Genomic DNA, 17,837 nt, shown 5'->3' with positions numbered 1-17,837 from the left:
CCTCCTTTTAGGGCGCCCGCTATTTGACGCCTCGTTTTAAGGGGTTGTGCGGCGGGGGCCGGAGCCTCCGCCGCACCAGCGGCATTCGCTGATTACTTCGAGTAGTACTCGACGATCAGCTGTTCCTGCAGCGGCACATCGATCTGGGCGCGCTCCGGCTCCTGGTGGACCAGGATCCGCAGACGGCCCGGGATCACCTGCAGCCAGCCCGGAACCGGGCGATCGCCGAGGGTCTCCCGCGCGACCTGGAAAGGCAGGGTCGGCAGCGACTTTTCCTTGACATCGATGATGTCGTACTGGCTCACCTTGTAGCTGGGCACGTCGACCTTGACGCCGTTGACCAGGAAGTGGCCGTGGCTGACCAGCTGGCGGGCCTGGCGGCGGGTACGCGCCAGACCGGCGCGGTACACGACGTTGTCGAGACGGGTCTCGAGCAGACGAAGCAGGTTGTCACCGGTCTTGCCCTTGAGGCGGTTGGCCTCTTCGTAGTACCGGCGGAACTGCTTCTCCATGACGCCGTAGGAGAAGCGAGCCTTCTGCTTCTCCTGCAGCTGGAGCAGGTATTCGCTCTCCTTGATCCGCGCGCGGCCGTGCTGGCCGGGCGGGTAAGGACGACGCTCGAACGCCTGATCGCCGCCGACGAGGTCGACGCGCAGACGACGCGACTTGCGGGTGATGGGTCCGGTGTAACGGGCCATTTCGCTCTACCTTCCTTTCCCGCTAGACGCGACGCCGCTTGGGCGGACGGCAGCCGTTGTGCGGCTGCGGGGTGACATCGGAGATCGTGCCCACCTCGAGGCCTGCGGCCTGCAGCGAGCGGATCGCGGTCTCACGGCCCGAACCGGGGCCCTTGACGAACACGTCGACCTTCTTGACGCCGTGCTCCTGCGCCTTGCGGGCAGCGTTCTCGGCGGCCAGCTGCGCGGCGAACGGGGTCGACTTACGCGAACCCTTGAAGCCGACGTGACCCGACGACGCCCAGGAGATGACGTTGCCGTTCGGGTCGGTGATGGACACGATCGTGTTGTTGAACGTGCTCTTGATGTGCGCGTTGCCGTGCGGGACGTTCTTCTTGTCCCTGCGGCGCGACTTCTGGGTCTTCTTGGGGCCGGAGGCCCTGCTCTTAGGAGGCATCCGTATCCCTTACTTCTTCTTGCCTGCGACGGTGCGCTTCGGGCCCTTGCGGGTGCGCGCGTTGGTCTTGGTCCGCTGGCCACGCACGGGCAGGCCACGACGGTGGCGCAGACCCTGGTAGCAGCCGATCTCGATCTTGCGGCGGATGTCGGCCTGCACCTCACGGCGCAGGTCACCCTCGACCTTGAACTCCGAGGCTTCGATGTAGTCGCGGAGCTTGGTCAGGTCGTCGTCGCTGAGGTCCTTCGAACGCAGGTCAGGGCTGACGCCGGTGGCCTCGAGGATCTCCTTGGAGCGGGTACGGCCGATGCCGAAAATGTAGGTCAGCGCGATCTCCATGCGCTTTTCGCGCGGGAGGTCGACGCCCATGAGACGTGCCATGTGGCAGTTTCCTTAATCGTTGCGGAGGTCTGCTCCCTGTCCGTTCCCCCGTCTTGTTTGGGGCACCGGCCTCCGTACCGGTGGTTGGCTCGCACGCCTCGGTCCCTCTCTCGAGAGCCCGAATTTCCACAGCGTGCGGCTGGAGCTGGGAGTTCTTCGCTGTGCCAATCCGAACTGCGTTCGGTGCTTGGCGGTGAAACCTCGATCAGCCCTGGCGCTGCTTGTGGCGCAGGTTGTCGCAGATCACCATGACCCGGCCGTGGCGGCGGATCACCTTGCACTTCTCGCAGATCTTCTTGACGCTCGGCTGAACCTTCACGTCCGTCCAATCTCGTTGCGGTCCACACGGGTGTGAACACAGTTTTTCCCCAGCCTGGCGACTGGGGAAGTCTCTTCATCTCGCATCCTGGCGCGAGTTCCGGATCGCTCCGGCATCCCGGCCCGGACGGTGGTCACGATCACGGCGAGAGCCGGGACCGAGGATCACTTGTAGCGGTAAACGATTCGCCCGCGAGAGAGGTCGTAGGGCGAGAGCTCGACGACCACCCGGTCCTCGGGAAGGATGCGAATGTAGTGCTGCCGCATCTTTCCGCTGATGTGCGCGAGAACCTTGTGCCCGTTCTCGAGCTCGATCCGGAACATCGCATTGGGCAGCGGCTCGACAACTCGACCCTCGACCTCGATGGCCCCGTCCTTCTTCGCCATGTCCTCCGCGATCCCGGTTCGTTGGTCGGCATTGCCGATCGAACCTGGTGTGATTGCCTGGTCTCTGCTTGTATGTACCGGTCGGCGTAAACCGCACCGGCGGCATGCAAACAGGCGGCGCATAGGTGCACCGCCGCTCCAGCTTACCGGGAGGCATCCGATCCGGCAAAAACACCTCGCCGTGCAGTCCCCGGCGTGGCCGCTCCCTGCCCCGCGTCGAGCGACGCCGGTCACGTAAACTGACCGAGTCCAGGAAACGGTCGAGCAGACTTAGGGGGATGCCGTGAGCCAGCGTACCGGGCGTGCCGCAGGCGACGCGCCCCTCGGCCACGGCGGGGCCGAGCGCGAGCGCAGCGGGCGAGCCATCTCGGGCACGATGGAGCCGAGCGACAGTGAGGCGATGCGGTGAGTCGCAACAACGACGGCCTGCCGATGCTGCCGCCGTGGCTGTCCGACAGCGAGGTCAACGGCGGCTACGAGGCACCGGTACAGAATCTTCCGCACGACGACATCATCGACGACGCACTCGACCGCAAACGCACCCGCCGCAAATCGCAGGCGCCGGAGGGCAGGCACGACACGAGCCAGGGCTCCGGCCGCAAGGACAAGAAGCGCAGGTGGCTCGGCCGCGACAAGGATGAGCCGGTCGAGGAACAGCCCGCCCAGCCGCAGCCCCGCGCGGACTCGTGGGGTGTGCCGCAGTCCGGTGACGCCTGGTCGTCCGCTCCCGAGGCCGAGAGTCGCCCGGGGCAGTCGCCGCAGCAGAGCACGCACGGCCAAGGTGACCGCAACGGTTCATGGCAGCCCACCGGTCAGCAGCCGATGGAAGGGCGTGGGCAGGTTCCGCACGGCGGTGGCTACGCGCCCCAGCAGTTCGGGGGCCAGGGCCAGCCGGGCCAAGAGTCGGTCGGCGATGCCGGGCGGTGGAGTGGTCCGGAGCAAGCGCCTCCGGGTGGATTCGGTGGGCCGGGTCAGACCTCCCCGCAGTTCGGCGGACCCGGTCGCGACCCGCAATCGCACGGCGGCCCCCAGCAGGCCTATCAGCCGCCGACCGGCGGGCCTGGATTCCAGCAGCCGGTGGGGCCGGGACAGTCGCCGATCGGCGGCCCCGATCAGCTGCCGCCGCAGCAACACGGCGGGCCCGGGCAGATCCACGGCGCGTCCGCGTACGCGCCGGGTTCGACGGGTGTGCCGGGTTCGACGGGCGTGCCAGGACAGCAACAGCCGACCGGCCACGGGCAGCAGCCGCCGATGGACGGATCGGCCCAGGCCGCGCAACGTCCGGACGCCGGGCCCGAGTCCGCACCGCGGAGCCACTCCGGTCTGCCCACCCGTCAGCCGAGCCAGCCGTCCGCGGCGTTCCAGCCCCTCGGTCAGCGCACGCCCGCGCCGACCACACCGCCGCCCGCACCCGAACCGCCGCCGTCGAACGAGGCGACAACGCGCTACCAGCGCCAACTGCCCGACCTGCCGCCACCGCCGAGCGAGGTCCGGCCGTCCCCGGCCACCGAGGAAAGCTCCGCCCCGCGAGCCCGAGACGACTTCGCTCCGCAAACGGCCGCGGACCAGTTCTCGCCCCAGGGCCACGGCTCCGCTCACGTAGGCGAGGGCAAGGGCGTCACTCCGACGGCCGAACGTCGCACTGCCGCGGAGGCGGGCCAGAGCCACGGCACCGCTCCGTCGGCCGCGGATCACGCTGCGCCGCAAGGGCACAGCTTCAGCCCGTCGATTGCGGATCCCACTCCCGCTCGAGCGGGCGACGGACCCGTCTCCACTCCGCCGGTCGAGAGTCGTACCCCGGCGCAAGCGGGCGAGGGCCACGGCCCCGCTCCGATGACCGCGGATCACACTGCCGCGCAAGCAGGCCAGGGACACGGCTCGACTCCGTCGGCCGAGAGTCGCACCCCCGCGCAGACGGGCCAGAGCCACACTCCCGCGCAGGTCGGCGAGCTCCACGGCTTCACTCCGACGACCCCGGATCACACCGCCGCGCAAGCAGGCCAGGGCCACAGCTCCACCCCTACGACCGCAGGCCACACTCCCGCTCAGGCGAGCCAGGGGCACAGCTCCACCCCGACGCACGCTGCTGAGGGGAGCACCTCGACCGGCTCGGACGCGGATCGGGCGGCGGCCGGATTCGACAGTGCCCCACCGTGGCTCGCGGGCCCGAGCGCGGGTTCGGCGGCTGCGGCGACGGGCTCGGCGGCAACCCCGGGGCCCGTGCAGGAAGGCCGCTCGCCGCACACGCGGGAGGGGTCGACGCCATCGGGCGATGCCCCGCCGTCTTGGCTCGGCGGCCCCGAACAGCGTCAGCCGAGCACGCGCCCCGAGCTGCCGCCGCCCCCGACGGCGTCGGCCGAACAGCCCGGGGTCCAAGCCACTTCGTCGGCCGAACAGCCCGGGGTTCAGACATCGTCGGCCGCGCGGCAGACACCGGCGTCCTCGCCCGAAGCCGGTCGACCGGCCGAGCACTCCCCTGCCACGCACGCTGACGTCCCCGGCGGCACGTCAGCCGCGATCGATCCCGCGACCGGCGCTGAGCGCCCGGCTCCCGCGCCTCGATCGACCGGCGACGAAACGGCTTTCGACGCGACGAGAGGTCCGTCCACCCGCCAGGGTGATCGGACCGAGGGTGAAATCCCGCAGGGCCCCGCCGATTCCACGTATGGTCCGGCAACCGTTGGACGAGGCCAGGGTGGCGAGTTCACGCGCAACGCAGGCGCAGGCGCTGGCACGGCCGAGGACGCCGAGTCCGCGGGCGGCAGGCATCGACTGCCCGCCGAACCCGATACGGGTCAGGGGCAGTGGGGCGCACCGGGTCCGGCGCAGGGCGGGCATCGGGCTCCGGTCAGCGAACCCGCCCCTGGCCAGGTACGTCGCGATCCCGGCGTGTTCGCGCAGCAGGGCGGTCAGGCGCCGGGCGGCGAAATGCCTTGGTCGCAGCCCGGATACGGCCCGCAGGCGCCGAATCCGCAGGACGTTCCCGCGCCCCACGGCTATGCCGACCAGCGCCAGGGCGGTTTCGCGCCGGCTCCCGGTCCCGACGCCTACCACATTCCCGGCGATCGGCGGCCCGGCGAGCCGGGATATCCGCCGTCGCCCGGCCCGGGAACGGTCGCTCCCGCGAACAACGCGCCAGGCTTCGTCCCTCCGCCAGCCGAACAGCAACCACCCGCCCCTCCGGCGTGGAACCAGGCCGCGCAACCTCCCGCGCCCCAGCCGGGTCCCGCTGCCGAGGGTTGGGGGCAGCAGCCGCACCGGCCGACCGCCGGGAGCTGGGGCCACCAGCCACACGGCGGTCCGCACCAGCACGGCCAGCCGTCGCTGGACGATGTGCCGTTGCGCCGCGCCAAGAAGGCGCCGGGAAGCGGGTGGCGAAAAGCCGTGCACCACATGTCCGGTGGCGCGATCAACCCCGGCATGTCCGCCGAGGAACTGCGTCTTCAGGAACTGGTGGCGCGGATCAGGCAGCCGGTCCGCGGCGACTACCGCATCGCGGTGCTCTCGCTGAAGGGCGGCGTGGGCAAGACGACGACCACCATGGGCCTCGGGTCCATCTTCGCCTCCATCCGCGGCGATCGGGTGATCGCCGTCGACGCCAACCCGGACTTCGGCACGCTCTCCCAGCGGGTTCCGTTGCAGACCAGGTCGACGGTGCGCGACCTGCTGCTCGATCCGTCGATCGAGCGCTACTCGGACGTGCGCAGGCACACCTCGCAGGCAACCAGCCGATTGGAAGTGCTCGCCAGCGAACGAGATCCGGCGGCGTCGGAGGCGTTCAACGACGAGGAGTACCGGGCGGTCGCTCGAATCCTGCAGCGCTACTACAACATCATCCTCACCGACTGCGGCACCGGACTGATGCACTCGGCGATGGCGGGCGTGCTGGACCTGGCGCACTCGCTGGTGCTGATCTCCTCGGCGGCGATCGACGGCGCGCGCAGCGCCGCGGCGACGCTGGACTGGCTCTCCCTGCACGGTCACGATCACCTGGTGCGCAACGCCGTCGTGGTGATCAACCTGCCGCGCGAGGGTTCGCCGAACGTGGGCGTGCAGCAGCTGCGCGAGTACTTCCTGTCGCGTTGCCGCGCGGTGCACATCATCCCGTACGACTCGCACCTCTCGGAGGGCGCCGAGATCGACCTGCACCGACTCAGCAAGCAGGCCAAGCGCGCCTACGTGGAACTGGCCGCGACCGTCGCCGACGAGTTCGGCGTCGACCATCGCCGTTTCCACGCCTGAGCGCTGAGTTCACCGAAAACGGGTTCGCCGAAAACGGGTTCGACGACGCCCGCGTTCGCTGGGAACGCGGCGCGACAACCATTGCGCACCAAGAAGGTTCGCCGGTCGGGTGCCGAGGAGGGGGTACGACACCCGACCGAACGAACCACCTCACCACTCGGGCAAGCGCCTCCGACCCGCGAGCACGTCGCGGATCAGGTCGTCGTAGGCGTCCGCCAATTCGGCGAGGTGGTGCCAGGCGCAGTGCAGTAGCTCGTCGTGCGCGTCGAGAGTCATGAGCGCGTGATGTGCACGCACCGAGGACTCCGCGAGCCGATCGATCACCGCGCCTACGGTTTCCGTGTGCAAAGTGGCGCCGAGCCGATGCTGGGGCACGCTGCGCGTCACCCAGTCATCGATGGCAAGCACCAATTCGCTTCGGCGCCGTTCGTTTTCGAGAATATGCGTCGGATCGGTGCTCACCGAGCCGCCGCGGCCGACCAGCCGGCGCTCGTGCAGCACCGCCAAATCACGGGCGAACCAGAGCAACGGGCCACCTACGACCCGATGCCCTCGACACGCCCGAACAAGTAGATCCGAAGTGGGCAGTAGCCCGGTGGTCACGGACTGCACTGCCGTATCGACACACCGGGGTGTGTCGGGGACTGCCATCACAACCGTTGATGAATCCGAACCTGCCACGTTGCCTCGCCGTTCATCGCCGCACAACACCGGATCAGGACGTTCATTACAATAAACCTCTGAAGGCACCTGTCAAGCGTTACCCGCCCGTAGGAATCCACGAAGAGTACACTTCGTTACCTGCACGACCAACCGAGGAGCAAGATGGCGGACGGTCCGACGTATCACCGGATCGCAGACCTCCTCCGCGAGGAGATCCGCTCAGGCAAATGGAATCCGGGCGATCGACTTCCGAGTCACACCGAGCTGGCCGAGCAGATGCAGGTCTCGATCACCACGGCTCGCAATGCCGTTCAGGTTCTCGTCGCCGAAAATCTCGTCTATACAGCTACTTCCCGCGGGACGATCGTTCGAAACCAGGAAGTGCTCGAGTCGGTGATGACCGACCACATCCGTCCGGACCGCCCCAAGACACCGCACGACATCTTCGAGGAGATCGCCCGCCGCGCGGACCGGGTGCCCTCCAAGGAGTTCAGCGCGCGGATGGAGCCCGCGACGGCGCAGGTCGCGCTGTGGCTCGGCGTTCCGGAGGACTCGTGGGTGCTCGCGCGCACCGTCGTGCAGTACCTGGACAACGAGCCGTGGTCGTGGGAGGTCAGCTTCTACCCCCGAGACCTGGCCGAGGCCACCGGAATCGACTCGCCGCACGACATCCCCGAGGGCACCACCCGGAGGATGGCCGACCGCGGGCATCCCGAGACCGCCCACCGCGACACGCTCGTCGCGCGGCCCGCCAGCGCGGAGGAGGCGATCGTGCTCGGCGTCGCGACCGGAACGATCCTGCTAGATCATCTGCGCATCGGCGCGGATCGCACCCGGGTGACCAGGGCGACGCGGCAACGTTCCATCGCCACGCGCAACCGTTTGGCCTACGAACTCGGCGACGCCGAGGGAACCGCCGTCATCCGGCAAACTTTGGGCGATTCGTACCGGCCAGGTATCTCTTTGCTATGACTACCGTTTTCCGCCAGGCCGACCTCGGTGATCTCGGCATGATCTGCCGCCTGCGCGTCCAGCGCACCGCCTGGCTCACCGCCCGCGGTTCCGACCAGTGGACGATCGCCGGTCGCGGACTGCCCATCGAGATCTTCGCCCGCGGGGTCGGCCGTTCGCTGGACGCGGGCGAGACCTGGATCGCCGAGGTCGACGGCGAACCGGCGGCAACCATCACCGTCAACGACCGCGCCGACCCCGGCCTGTGGTCGCAGTGGGAGCTCGCCGACGCGGTCGTCGTGCACTTCATGATCGTCGACCTGCGATTCGCCGGGCAGCGTCTCGGCCACCGCCTGCTCGCGCATGCCGGGCGGCTGGCCAGGGAACGCGACCGCGACTGGGTCCGCCTCGACGCCTGGACGACCAACGCCGACCTGCACGACTACTACCGCAGAGCGGGCTTCCATCTGGCGCGCATCGCGGGACCGATCGCACGCGGGCCCTCTCGCGCCCTCTTCGAACGACGCACGGACAGCTGGGATTTCGAGCAGACGCTCGCCGTCCCCGCCGCGGGTCTGCAATCGGCGTCGCCCAGGCTGGACCCTCCGACGGACACCATCCTCGCTCCCCCGGCGCTGCCCAACTGAGCGGCAGCGCCGGACGAAGACGCCTCACAGCGGCGGCAGGTACGCCACCTGGATCATCTCGTTGCCGCTGCGGGTAACCAGCGTGCCACGACCGGGCGGCAGCTTGGCGGCGCGGATGTCGCCGATGATCTTGCCCTCGTCCTTGGGCGCGCTCATCAGCAGCGCGTCCACACCCATGTCCTTGAGCGTGCCGAGCACCTTGTCGAACATGGCCCGGCTTGCGCCGCCCGCACGGCGGCTGAGCACCACGTGCAGACCGAGGTCGCGTGCCTGCGGCAGGAACTCGATCAGCGGCTCGAGCGGGTTGCGCCCACCGGAGACCACCATCTCGTAATCGTCGACGACGACATAGATCTCGGGCCCGGTCCACCAGCTGCGTTCGCGCAACTGCTGTGGCGTGATGTCATTGCCGGGGATTCGCTTCTGGAGGTAGTTCGCGACTTCCTTGATCATCCCGAAGGACGTCTGCGCGGAGGTCGAGTATCCGGCCAGCTGCGCGCCTTCCAGCACGCCGAGCATGGTGCGCCGGTAGTCGATCAGGATGACGCGGGCTTCCTCGGCGGTGGAGTTCTCGGTGACGCCCGCGACGATATTGCGCAACAGCGTGGTCTTGCCGCACTCCACATCGCAGAAGCTGTAGAAGTGCGGCTGCACCGCGAAATCCATGGCGATCGGTTGCAGGTCGGTCTCGCCGACGCCGATGACGGCCAGCGTCTTGCTCTGCTGGATGCCCTGCCGCGCCGCCTCCGCGACCACGGCCTCGCGCGAGACCTCCATCGGCAGCATCCGGACCTCGGGCGCGTTGCGGCCGGGGTAGAGCTCGTTGAGCTGCTGCTTGGCGATGGTGATTCCCTCGGAAAGGGTGCGTGGATCGGAGTCGGAGTCCAAGCGCGGCAACGCGACGAGCATGTGCAGCTTCTGCGCGGTGAGACCACGGCCAGGACGCCCGGTGGGCACGAGCACCGCGGTACGCCGGTCCATCTCGGAGTCGGACGGGTCACCGAGGCGGAGCTCGATGCGGGTACCGATGAGGTCCTTGATCTGCGAGCGGATCTCCGGCCACCGGGTGGCGGAGACGATCAGGTGGACGCCATACGAAAGACCCTGTGCCGCGATGGCATTGAGCTGCGGTTCCAGCGTGTCGTAATCGGCGCGGATGGTCGGCCAGCCGTCGATGACCAGAAAGACGTCACCGTGCGGATCCTGCGCGAGCGGGTCGGCTTGCCGCTCGGCGGGCGACTTCTCCGCAAGCAGCGCTTTGCGCCTGCGGAATTCGACGATGGAGTCGATACCCAGCTCGCGGAACAGCTCCTCACGGCGGCGCAGGATGCCGGTCACCTCCGCGATGGTGCGGCGGATCCGATCGACTTCCATGCGACCCGCGACGGAACCGACATGCGGTATCCCCGCCAGACCGGACAGCGTGCCACCACCGAAGTCGAGACAGTAGAACTGCACCTGCTCGGGTGTGTGCGTGGCGGCCGCGGCCATGATGATGGTGCGCAGGGTGGTCGACTTACCCGACTGCGGACCACCGACGACCGCGACATTGCCTTGCGCCGCGGACAGATCCACGATCAGCACGTCGCGGCGCTGCTCGTAGGGCTTGTCGATGACGCCGAGCGGCAACCACAGCTGACCGTGCCGGTTGACCGGCGAGCGCCAGTCCGGGTCGGGCAGCAACATATCGACCGAGGGCGACTCGTCCAGCGGCGGCAGCCACACCTCGTGTGCCGGGCGGCCGTGGCCGCGCAGGCGATCGACGACGGTGCTCAGCAGCGTCGCGGGAACGGCCTCGGCAACCGGCACCGGACCCTGCTCCTCGTCCTCGTCGTCCACGAGTTGCCCTGGCGGCGGCGGCAATTCGGGCAGCTCGAGCCGTCCGGGCGGCGGCGGCAGCTCGGGTCTGCCACTCGGCGCGGCTGTCCGCTCGGGCTCGACGATCTCCGGCATCGGCACCGGCGCCGCGGTGAACACCGCGGGCGACTGGCCGCCGACGGTCTTGCCGTCGACCTTCCTGGTACCGCGCGGCGAAACATACGGCCCTGACACGTAACTGGCGTTGAAGCGCAGCGGATCGTCGGCGTCGCTCTTGAGGTAGCCGGAGCCCGGCACGCTGGGCAGATGGTAGGCATCGGTGATGCCGAGCACCGCCCGAGACTCGTTGGCGGAGAAGGTACGCAGGCCGATCCGGTAGGACAGATGCGAGTCCAGACCGCGCAGCTTGTTCTCCTCGAGGCGCTGGGAAGCCAGCAGCAGATGCACGCGCAGCGAGCGGCCGAGGCGGCCGATCATCACGAACAGATCGGCGAAATCCGGTTTCTGCGAGAGCAGTTCGGAGAACTCGTCGACCACCACGAACAGCGCGGGCAGCGGATCCAGGTCGGCGCCCGCGGCGCGAGCCTTCTCGTATTCGGTGACATTGGCGAAGTTGCCCGCCGCGCGCAGCAGCTCCTGGCGGCGGGTCATCTCGCCGGAGAGGGCGTCCTTCATACGGTCGACGAGGGCGAGTTCCTCCTCGAGGTTGGTGATGACCGCGGAGACGTGCGGCAGCGAGTCCAGGCCGAGGAAGGTCGCGCCGCCCTTGAAGTCGACGAGGACCAGGTTCAGCAGATCGGGCGAGTGCGTGGTCACCATGGAAAGCACCAGCGTGCGCAGGAACTCCGACTTACCCGAACCCGTCGCGCCGATGCACAATCCGTGCGGGCCCATGCCGTTCTCGGCGGACTCCTTGATGTCGATCTCGACCGGCGTACCGTCCGGGGTGACACCGATCGGCACCCGCAGGCGTTCCCGGTCGCTGCGCGGGCGCCACACCACCGCGGGATCGATCTGGGCGGCGTCGGGAATCTTCAGCAGCGCCATCAGGCCGGGATCGGCCCTGGTCTCGTCACCCAGGCTCACCATCTGGGCGGCGGTCGCGATGCGGTAGCGCGCCAGATCACGGGCGAGCGCGGTCGCCTCGGCGCGGGTCACCTGGTCCGCGGTGGCGAACTTCTCCACGCCCGCAGCGGATTTCGCGGCCACCATGCCGTCGTCGGTGACGACCAGTTGCAGGCCGCGGCGCACCGCGAGACCGCTCTGCGGTGCCGTCAGGTCGAGCACGGTCACCGAGTCGAGGCCCGCGTCGCTGACGACACGTTCGGAACCGCTGACGTAGCCGTCGTCGATGATCACCAGCAGGTGGATCCGGCCCGCGGTCGGCTGCGCGTTGCGCATGAAGCGACTGCGCTCGACCAGCTCGGCGGTCATGGAGGTCTCCAGTTCGGCCAGCGAGCGGTACATCATCCTGGCCGAGCCCATGCCGTCGCGGTCCACCGGATGTTGCAGGTGCGGTAGCCATTTCGCCCAGGACCAAGCAGGGCCGTCCGGGTCGGCACAGATGATGGCGACCGCGGTGTGGTCGGGGCCGTGGAAGGTGGTGAACTCCATCAACATCGAGCGCACCAGCGTGAGCGCGGCCTCGCGGTCGCCTTCGATATTGATGGCGGGAAACGCACGCAGCGAGATGGCGGTGGGCAGGCCGTGCACCACCGAGTGGGTGCGCACGAATCGGCGCAAGGCGACGGTGGACACCGGTTCCAGGTCTTCCAGCGGACCGGTCTCGGGCCTGGCCAGCTTGGTGGCGAGGCGGTGGCTGCCAACGCCGACCCGCACGTGCCCGAAATCCGGGTCGTTGGGACGGCGTTCCCACATCCGGCGGCTGCCGACCACCGATTGCAGGTCGCTGGGCTCGGGGTGACTCCACCGCAGCGCCGCCAGCTGCTGGATGCCCGTTTTGCGCACATCCTTGCGGACCTGATCGAGGTAGCGGAAGTAGTCCTTGCGTTCCTCGTTGAGCTCGGCGGCCTTCTTCGGCCCGCCGCCGCCGCGCATGCCCGCCATCATGCCGAACATCGACATCAGCATCATGATCGGGAACATCATCATGAACGGGTTTGCCAGCAGGTTGCGGCCGAGCATGACCATCATCGCGATCATGCCGACCACGGCGACCACCATCACCACCGGCATCAGCTTCATCAGCAGATTGCCGACGACGGGACGATCGAGTTCCGGTGGCGCGGACAACGCGACCTCACCACCCGGCGGACGCGGCGGCGCAATCCGCGGGCGGCGCACGAAACCTTCGGTTGCCATGTCCTACAACCCCTCTCGGGTTTGTTGCTCCGCGCCCGGATCCACACTCACCTGCTCACCCCGCCGGAACGGGATCGAGGCGGCATAGCCGAGCCCGAGCAGCGCGAGCAGCGTGATCGAGCCGATCGTGGCGACCAGGCGCGGGGCCGGGTCGACGTAGGGCGGCGGGGACGGCCCGGCGATCTTGCGCGGTATATCGGAGCCGACGGTGACCGGCTTCTGCGGCAGTTGCGCGGTGAGCGCGGCCAGCGGATCGATCAGGCCGTGCCCGACCTTGTCGTTGCGTCCGTTGTCCGGTGCCTGCGCGGTCAGCTTGATCCGATCGATGACCTCGGCTGCGGTCAGCTCCGGGAAGCGCGACCGGACCAGCGCGGCCAGTCCGGAGACGTAGGCGCTGGAGAAGCTGGTGCCGTCGATGGTGGAGTAGCCCTCGTCGGTCTGAGTGGCATTGACCAGGCCCGCGCCACCCGGCTTGCTGTCCAGCGAGACGATCTCGCGCCCCGGCGCTGCGACGCCGACCCACGGGCCGTGCAGCGAGAACGGCGAGACCGCGCCCGTGGGATCCACCGAGGCGACCGACAGCACATAGGGCGTGAACCAGGCGGGGGTGACGACGGTGCCCACCGCCGACCAGCCCGAGCGCTCGTTCTGCTTCTCACAGGCGGTGCCCTGCATGGTGTTTCCCGCCGCGGTGACCACCACAACATTGCGGTCGTAGGCGTATTTGACGGCGGCGCCCAAAGCGCCGTCGGCGGCGGCGGTGCCCGCGGCCATGCACGCCACCTCGGAGACGTTGATCACCGTGGCGCCCATGTCGACCGCGCGGACGATACCGGCGGCCAGGGTGTTGACCGTGCCGTAGCCTTCGCGCGTGATGACGCCGGGCTCCTCACGGCGATTGCGGTCCTTGGCCTCGTAGGCCGAGCTGAGCTGGCGGATGGTCAGGATCTCGGCTTCCGGTGCGACACCGGAGAATCCGTCCTCCAGGCTGGGCTGAGCGGCGATGATCCCGGCCACGAAGGTGCCGTGACCGTCGCAGTCGACGGTGCCGTCGGTGGTGGAGACGTAGTCGCCGCCCGCTTGGAGCGCGGGCAGGCGCCAGTGCCGGTTCACTCCGGTATCGATGACTGCGACCTTCTGACCAGCGCCGCGGCTGAACTGCCACGCCTCGGCCAAATCGAGAATCCGCTGCGCCAGTGGGGGATCGCGGGGCACTCCGCCCTGGAGGGTTGGTTCGGCGCAGACCTTGGCCTGTTCGGTCTCGTCCGGTGGCCGAGCGCTGGCGGCCAGGCCGAGCACGGCGCCGAGCGCGCCGTCGTCGATCTGGGGCGGCGCGATTCCCAGTGCGGGCGTGGGTGTTCCGGTGGCGAGCGCGAGCACCGCCAGCACCGTCACCGCCCGCAGCAGCCGCCGTAGGAGCGGTGCCATGTCAGATGTTCCGTGCGGCCGAGTAGATGTCCATGATCCACAGCACCAGCGGAATGATGGTGCAGATCAAGAGGTATTCGAAGATCTCACCGGTGCGGCGCATCGGAGGCGACATCTCGGTGTGCGGCCCGATCACACCGAAGGCCACCGCGGCCGTCGCGACGACGAGCAGCATGCCCGCGATCGGCAGCAGCCAGTTCTCCTCGCCGAGCGCGGCACCGATGCCGAGCGCGATCAACGCGAGCGTGCCACCGGCGATCAGCGTGCACGCCTGCACCAGGTCGGCGAAGGCGCGCCCGCGCAGGCACAGGATGATCGAGACCACCACGCCGAGGGTGATGCCCTGCCAGCGGGCCGCGCCGAGCGGATCCGCGGCAAGTACCACGCCGATCACGGCGGCGACGGTGCAGCCGATGATCATGCCGGTCTGGTATTCGTTGGCCGCGCGGGCTCGATGCTCGAGGCCGGCGGCCGAGGGTAGCGCGGTGGCGCCGATGGCGCCGATGTCCTTGACGGTGGGACGGGGTTCATGGTCGGCGGGGTCGATGGCGGCGCCCGCGGTCGGCACCGGCGGCACCGGCAGCCGTGCGGCCGCCACGGCCAGGCGCGGCACCAGGGTGATCACGATGAGCGCACCGACAAGCACGCCCGCGGCGATCTTGGCCAGCGCGGGGTCCCAGATCATCCGCACCATCGCGGCAACGCCGCCGAACAGCGCGAGGGTGATGACCGTGGTGAACATGGTCGCCCCGACCCTGGCCAGGCTGTAGAGGACCGCGGCGACGGTCAGCGTCGCGACGCAGGCGAACATCGCATGCGGACTGCCGAACGCGTTGGGCACGAACAGCGCGGTGCCGGCGAAGATCAGCAGCAGCGCGTACAGCGACAGCATGATCGCGGGCAAGGACGCTTCGGCCTGATACCTGCGGGCGACGAGCACGGCCGCGCCACCGGCGATCAGTCCGGTGCCGAGGCCGATGAAACCCACTGCGGCACCGACACCGTCGAGCTTGGCCACCGCGAGCAGGTAGATCCCGGCCAGCACCGCGATCAGACCCATGGACAGACCGAGCCAGCGCGCCGACAGCGGCGACCAGTGCCGGAACGAGGTCGCGGTCAGCTTGGCGACGGCGTCGATCACGTCGTCGAAGAGCGCAGGCGGCTCCTTCGCGGTCACCGAGCGCAATACCAGCAACTCACCGTCGAAAACCTCGGCCTCGGTGAGCGATTGGTTTGCCGGGATGGGGTCGCGGCCGATCCTGGCCAGCGTCCAATGCTGCGTTTGCAGCGGTGCCCCGTCCTCGTGCTCGGTGAGATCGGGGTTGCGCGATTCGATCAGCTCCACCACATCGGTGATGAACGCCGCGATCGGAACTGTGGCAGGCAAACCCAAGTCCAGCTGGGTATTGCCGCCGATCACCGAGACTCGGCACAACTCCGGATCAACGGCAGCCACAGAGCTGCTAGACGGATCGGTCACAGCTCGGATGACTCCTTACCTAGAACACACTTCAACGCCGTGCAACGTACTCAACTTAACGGAGAAGTCCCTCCCTCGCAGTGCCCTTCCCACCCCGCCGACTCCGTCTGCTAGCCATCCCCCAGTGCTCTTCCCGCCCCGCCGACTCCGTCGGCTTTCCATCCCCCCGGTGGCTATGCTTGACGCAGAACAGCACATCCGTTCGTTTTTAGGGGCAAACCCACATGACCGGCAACCGCCAGGCACAACGCGCATTCGACGCTGGTGTCTTGTCCTTGGGCATTGTGATCGACGGACAGGAATCTGCCCGCGATCTGGAATACGCTCGGCTGGCCTTCCAGCGCGCCACCGAATGGGATCCCGGTATGTGCGACGCGTGGCTCGGGCGCGCGGCCGCGGGTGAGCACACCCGCGAGGTGATCTTCAACCTCTTCAAGACCAGCACCTCGACGCTGTTTCGCGAGCAGCGCAGGCTCGGCCTGCAACCGCGGGTGCTCGCCGGCCGCTTCACCGTGGGGCAGTACATCGATTACCCGCTGGCCAGCTATACCGAGATCTGGCTGGCGCAGGCCGCGCAACTGATCGCCGATGGCGACTACGACGAAGCCGAGAAGGTCCTCGACGAACTGGCCAAACACCGCTCCGCGCAGGTCTCCTCGGCGGATCGCGAGATCGACGACCGGATCTGCGCCTACGTCCGCGGCGTGCTGCACTTCACCACGCAGCGCTGGCCCGATGTGATGACCGTGCTGGCCGGTTCGGCGGAATGGGACGATCCCTACCTGGCCGCGGGCGCCCACGTCATGGTCGGCACCGCCTGTGCCCAGCTGGGTTTGTTCGGCGAGGCCATCCGCCGCATGGAAGCGGCTGAGCAGGGCCCGATTCCGGCCGCGGCCACCACCGCCCGCTTCTGTCGCGGTCTCGCGCTGCGCGAGACCGGCGAGGAGGAGAAGGCGCAGGCGCTGTTCGAGAAGGTGTTCTCCGAGGCACCGGGCTTCGAAGCCAACACCATGGCCATGCGCGACCGCAAGTACCGGATCACGGTGACCACCAAGGAGGTCATCGACGCGCGCACCAACAAGTGGGATCCGGCCTCGGCGCCGACGCTGGAACAGATGGGCCAAGAGGAGCGCGACGACAAGGCCAAGCTGATCCTGGAGAAGGCGCGCGCCGAACTCGACGAGCAGATCGGTCTGGCCGGCGTCAAAATGCAGGTAGCGAAGTTGCAGGCAACCGCTCAGCTAGCGCGGATCCGTGCCGAAAAAGGAATGGCGAGCGGATCCCGTGGCCAACATCTGGCATTCACCGGACCGCCGGGTACCGGTAAGACCACCGTTGCCCGCGTGGTGGCAAAAATTTACTGTGGCTTAGGAATTCTCAAGACCGACAAGTTGATCGAAGCCAAACGTTCCGATTTCGTCGGCCAGCATTTGGGCAGTACTGCGATCAAGACCAACAAGTTGATCGATAGCGCGATGGACGGCGTGCTGTTCATCGACGAGGCCTACACGCTGATTCAAACCGGCCTGTCCGGGGGTGACGCATTCGGTCGCGAAGCCGTCGACACACTGCTCGCGCGAATGGAGAACGACCGTGATCGCCTGGTGGTGATCATCGCCGGATACGACGGCGAGATCGACCGTTTCCTGGCCTCCAACGACGGTCTGGCGTCCCGCTTCGCCAAGCGGGTGAAGTTCGATTCCTACTCGCCGGAGGAGCTCGGCGAGATCGGTCGTTTCATTGCGCGGAAACGGGATTCGGAACTGTCCGACGACGCACAGGCGCTGCTGGTCGCCGCCTGCGGTGACCTCTACCGCAAGGAAGCGACGGATCAGAGCGGTGAGATCCGGCGCGGCATCGACATGGCCGGTAACGGCCGGTTCATCCGCAATGTGATCGAGGCGGCCGAGGAGGAGCGCGAGTTCCGGCTGGCCAACGACATCAACCTGGATCTGAGCGCGGTGGACGAATCGGTGCTGATGCGGATCGAGGCGGACGATATGCGTAACGCGCTGGACAACGTGCTGGCCACGCTGCGCTGACATCCGGACACAGCGGTACGGCCG

General features: G+C 68.3%; 14 protein-coding genes. 5 read left to right on the top strand and 9 right to left on the bottom strand.

Translation table 11 applies throughout. The features are described from left to right. Window positions 1-92: 92 nt before the first annotated feature. The 5 genes from rpsD to infA all read right to left on the bottom strand — a co-directional run bounded on the left by rpsD (window position 93) and on the right by infA (window position 2,220). Window positions 93-698: a 30S ribosomal protein S4 gene (rpsD, locus tag CRP45_RS23205; RefSeq protein WP_067785061.1), complete on the bottom strand. Its 606-nt coding sequence runs from the start codon at window positions 696-698 to the stop codon at window positions 93-95. A 22-nt stretch (window positions 699-720) separates the two neighbouring features. Next, entirely contained in the window at window positions 721-1,134 is a 414-nt protein-coding gene (rpsK, locus tag CRP45_RS23200) for a 30S ribosomal protein S11 (protein WP_011207365.1), read from the bottom strand. 9 nt (window positions 1,135-1,143) lie between these two features. After that, the gene (gene rpsM / locus CRP45_RS23195) at window positions 1,144-1,515 is read right to left on the bottom strand and encodes a 30S ribosomal protein S13 (RefSeq protein WP_039795645.1); all 372 of its coding nucleotides are present in this window, start codon (window positions 1,513-1,515) and stop codon (window positions 1,144-1,146) included. Between the two features lie 205 nt (window positions 1,516-1,720). After that, window positions 1,721-1,834 (bottom strand): 50S ribosomal protein L36, encoded by a 114-nt coding sequence (gene rpmJ / locus CRP45_RS23190; protein WP_011207363.1) that lies wholly within the window; start codon window positions 1,832-1,834, stop codon window positions 1,721-1,723. 164 nt (window positions 1,835-1,998) lie between these two features. Continuing rightward, window positions 1,999-2,220 (bottom strand): translation initiation factor IF-1, encoded by a 222-nt coding sequence (gene infA, locus CRP45_RS23185; RefSeq protein ID WP_003418601.1) that lies wholly within the window; start codon window positions 2,218-2,220, stop codon window positions 1,999-2,001. Window positions 2,221-2,503: 283 nt separating this feature from the next. Between infA and CRP45_RS34985 the strand changes: the two genes are divergently transcribed. Beyond that, window positions 2,504-2,629, top strand: coding sequence for a hypothetical protein (locus CRP45_RS34985; RefSeq protein ID WP_281256211.1), 126 nt, complete (start codon window positions 2,504-2,506; stop codon window positions 2,627-2,629). After that, window positions 2,626-6,462 carry a nucleotide-binding protein gene (locus tag CRP45_RS35145; RefSeq protein ID WP_342747034.1) on the top strand — a complete coding sequence of 1,279 codons (3,837 nt, stop codon included), beginning with the start codon at window positions 2,626-2,628 and terminating at the stop codon, window positions 6,460-6,462. Before CRP45_RS34985 ends, CRP45_RS35145 begins: the two co-directional genes overlap by 4 nt. A 150-nt stretch (window positions 6,463-6,612) precedes the next feature. On the opposite strand, the gene CRP45_RS23170 is transcribed toward CRP45_RS35145, so the two are convergent. Beyond that, on the bottom strand, window positions 6,613-6,990 hold the full coding sequence (locus CRP45_RS23170) for a DUF4254 domain-containing protein (RefSeq protein WP_245910361.1): 378 nt from the start codon (window positions 6,988-6,990) through the stop codon (window positions 6,613-6,615). Between the two features lie 297 nt (window positions 6,991-7,287). On the opposite strand from CRP45_RS23170, the gene CRP45_RS23165 reads away from it, so the two are divergent. After that, entirely contained in the window at window positions 7,288-8,097 is an 810-nt protein-coding gene (locus tag CRP45_RS23165) for a GntR family transcriptional regulator (RefSeq protein WP_067785067.1), read from the top strand. Beyond that, window positions 8,094-8,723: a GNAT family N-acetyltransferase gene (locus CRP45_RS23160; RefSeq protein WP_097246921.1), complete on the top strand. Its 630-nt coding sequence runs from the start codon at window positions 8,094-8,096 to the stop codon at window positions 8,721-8,723. Before CRP45_RS23165 ends, CRP45_RS23160 begins: the two co-directional genes overlap by 4 nt. A 24-nt stretch (window positions 8,724-8,747) precedes the next feature. On the opposite strand, the gene eccCa is transcribed toward CRP45_RS23160, so the two are convergent. The 3 genes from eccCa to eccD are packed head-to-tail and all read right to left on the bottom strand — an operon-like array spanning window position 8,748 to window position 15,771. Next, window positions 8,748-12,863, bottom strand: a complete 4,116-nt coding sequence (gene eccCa, locus CRP45_RS23155) for a type VII secretion protein EccCa (RefSeq protein ID WP_097246919.1) — start codon at window positions 12,861-12,863, stop codon at window positions 8,748-8,750. Window positions 12,864-12,866: 3 nt separating this feature from the next. Continuing rightward, window positions 12,867-14,291 carry a type VII secretion-associated serine protease mycosin gene (mycP, locus tag CRP45_RS23150; RefSeq protein ID WP_097246918.1) on the bottom strand — a complete coding sequence of 475 codons (1,425 nt, stop codon included), beginning with the start codon at window positions 14,289-14,291 and terminating at the stop codon, window positions 12,867-12,869. A 1-nt stretch (window position 14,292) separates the two neighbouring features. Continuing rightward, window positions 14,293-15,771, bottom strand: coding sequence for a type VII secretion integral membrane protein EccD (gene eccD, locus CRP45_RS23145; protein WP_097246916.1), 1,479 nt, complete (start codon window positions 15,769-15,771; stop codon window positions 14,293-14,295). A gap of 224 nt (window positions 15,772-15,995) precedes the next feature. Here eccD and eccA point away from each other — a divergent pair, with 224 nt between their 5' ends. Then, window positions 15,996-17,813 carry a type VII secretion AAA-ATPase EccA gene (eccA, locus tag CRP45_RS23140; protein WP_067785078.1) on the top strand — a complete coding sequence of 606 codons (1,818 nt, stop codon included), beginning with the start codon at window positions 15,996-15,998 and terminating at the stop codon, window positions 17,811-17,813. The last annotated feature ends 24 nt before the right edge of the window (window positions 17,814-17,837 follow it).

The sequence above is a fragment of the Nocardia amikacinitolerans genome (assembly GCF_900215415.1).
Lineage (GTDB): Bacteria > Actinomycetota > Actinomycetes > Mycobacteriales > Mycobacteriaceae > Nocardia > Nocardia amikacinitolerans.
The sequence above is the reverse complement of the archived record's forward strand: the minus strand, read 5'-3'. Positions and strand labels throughout refer to the sequence as shown.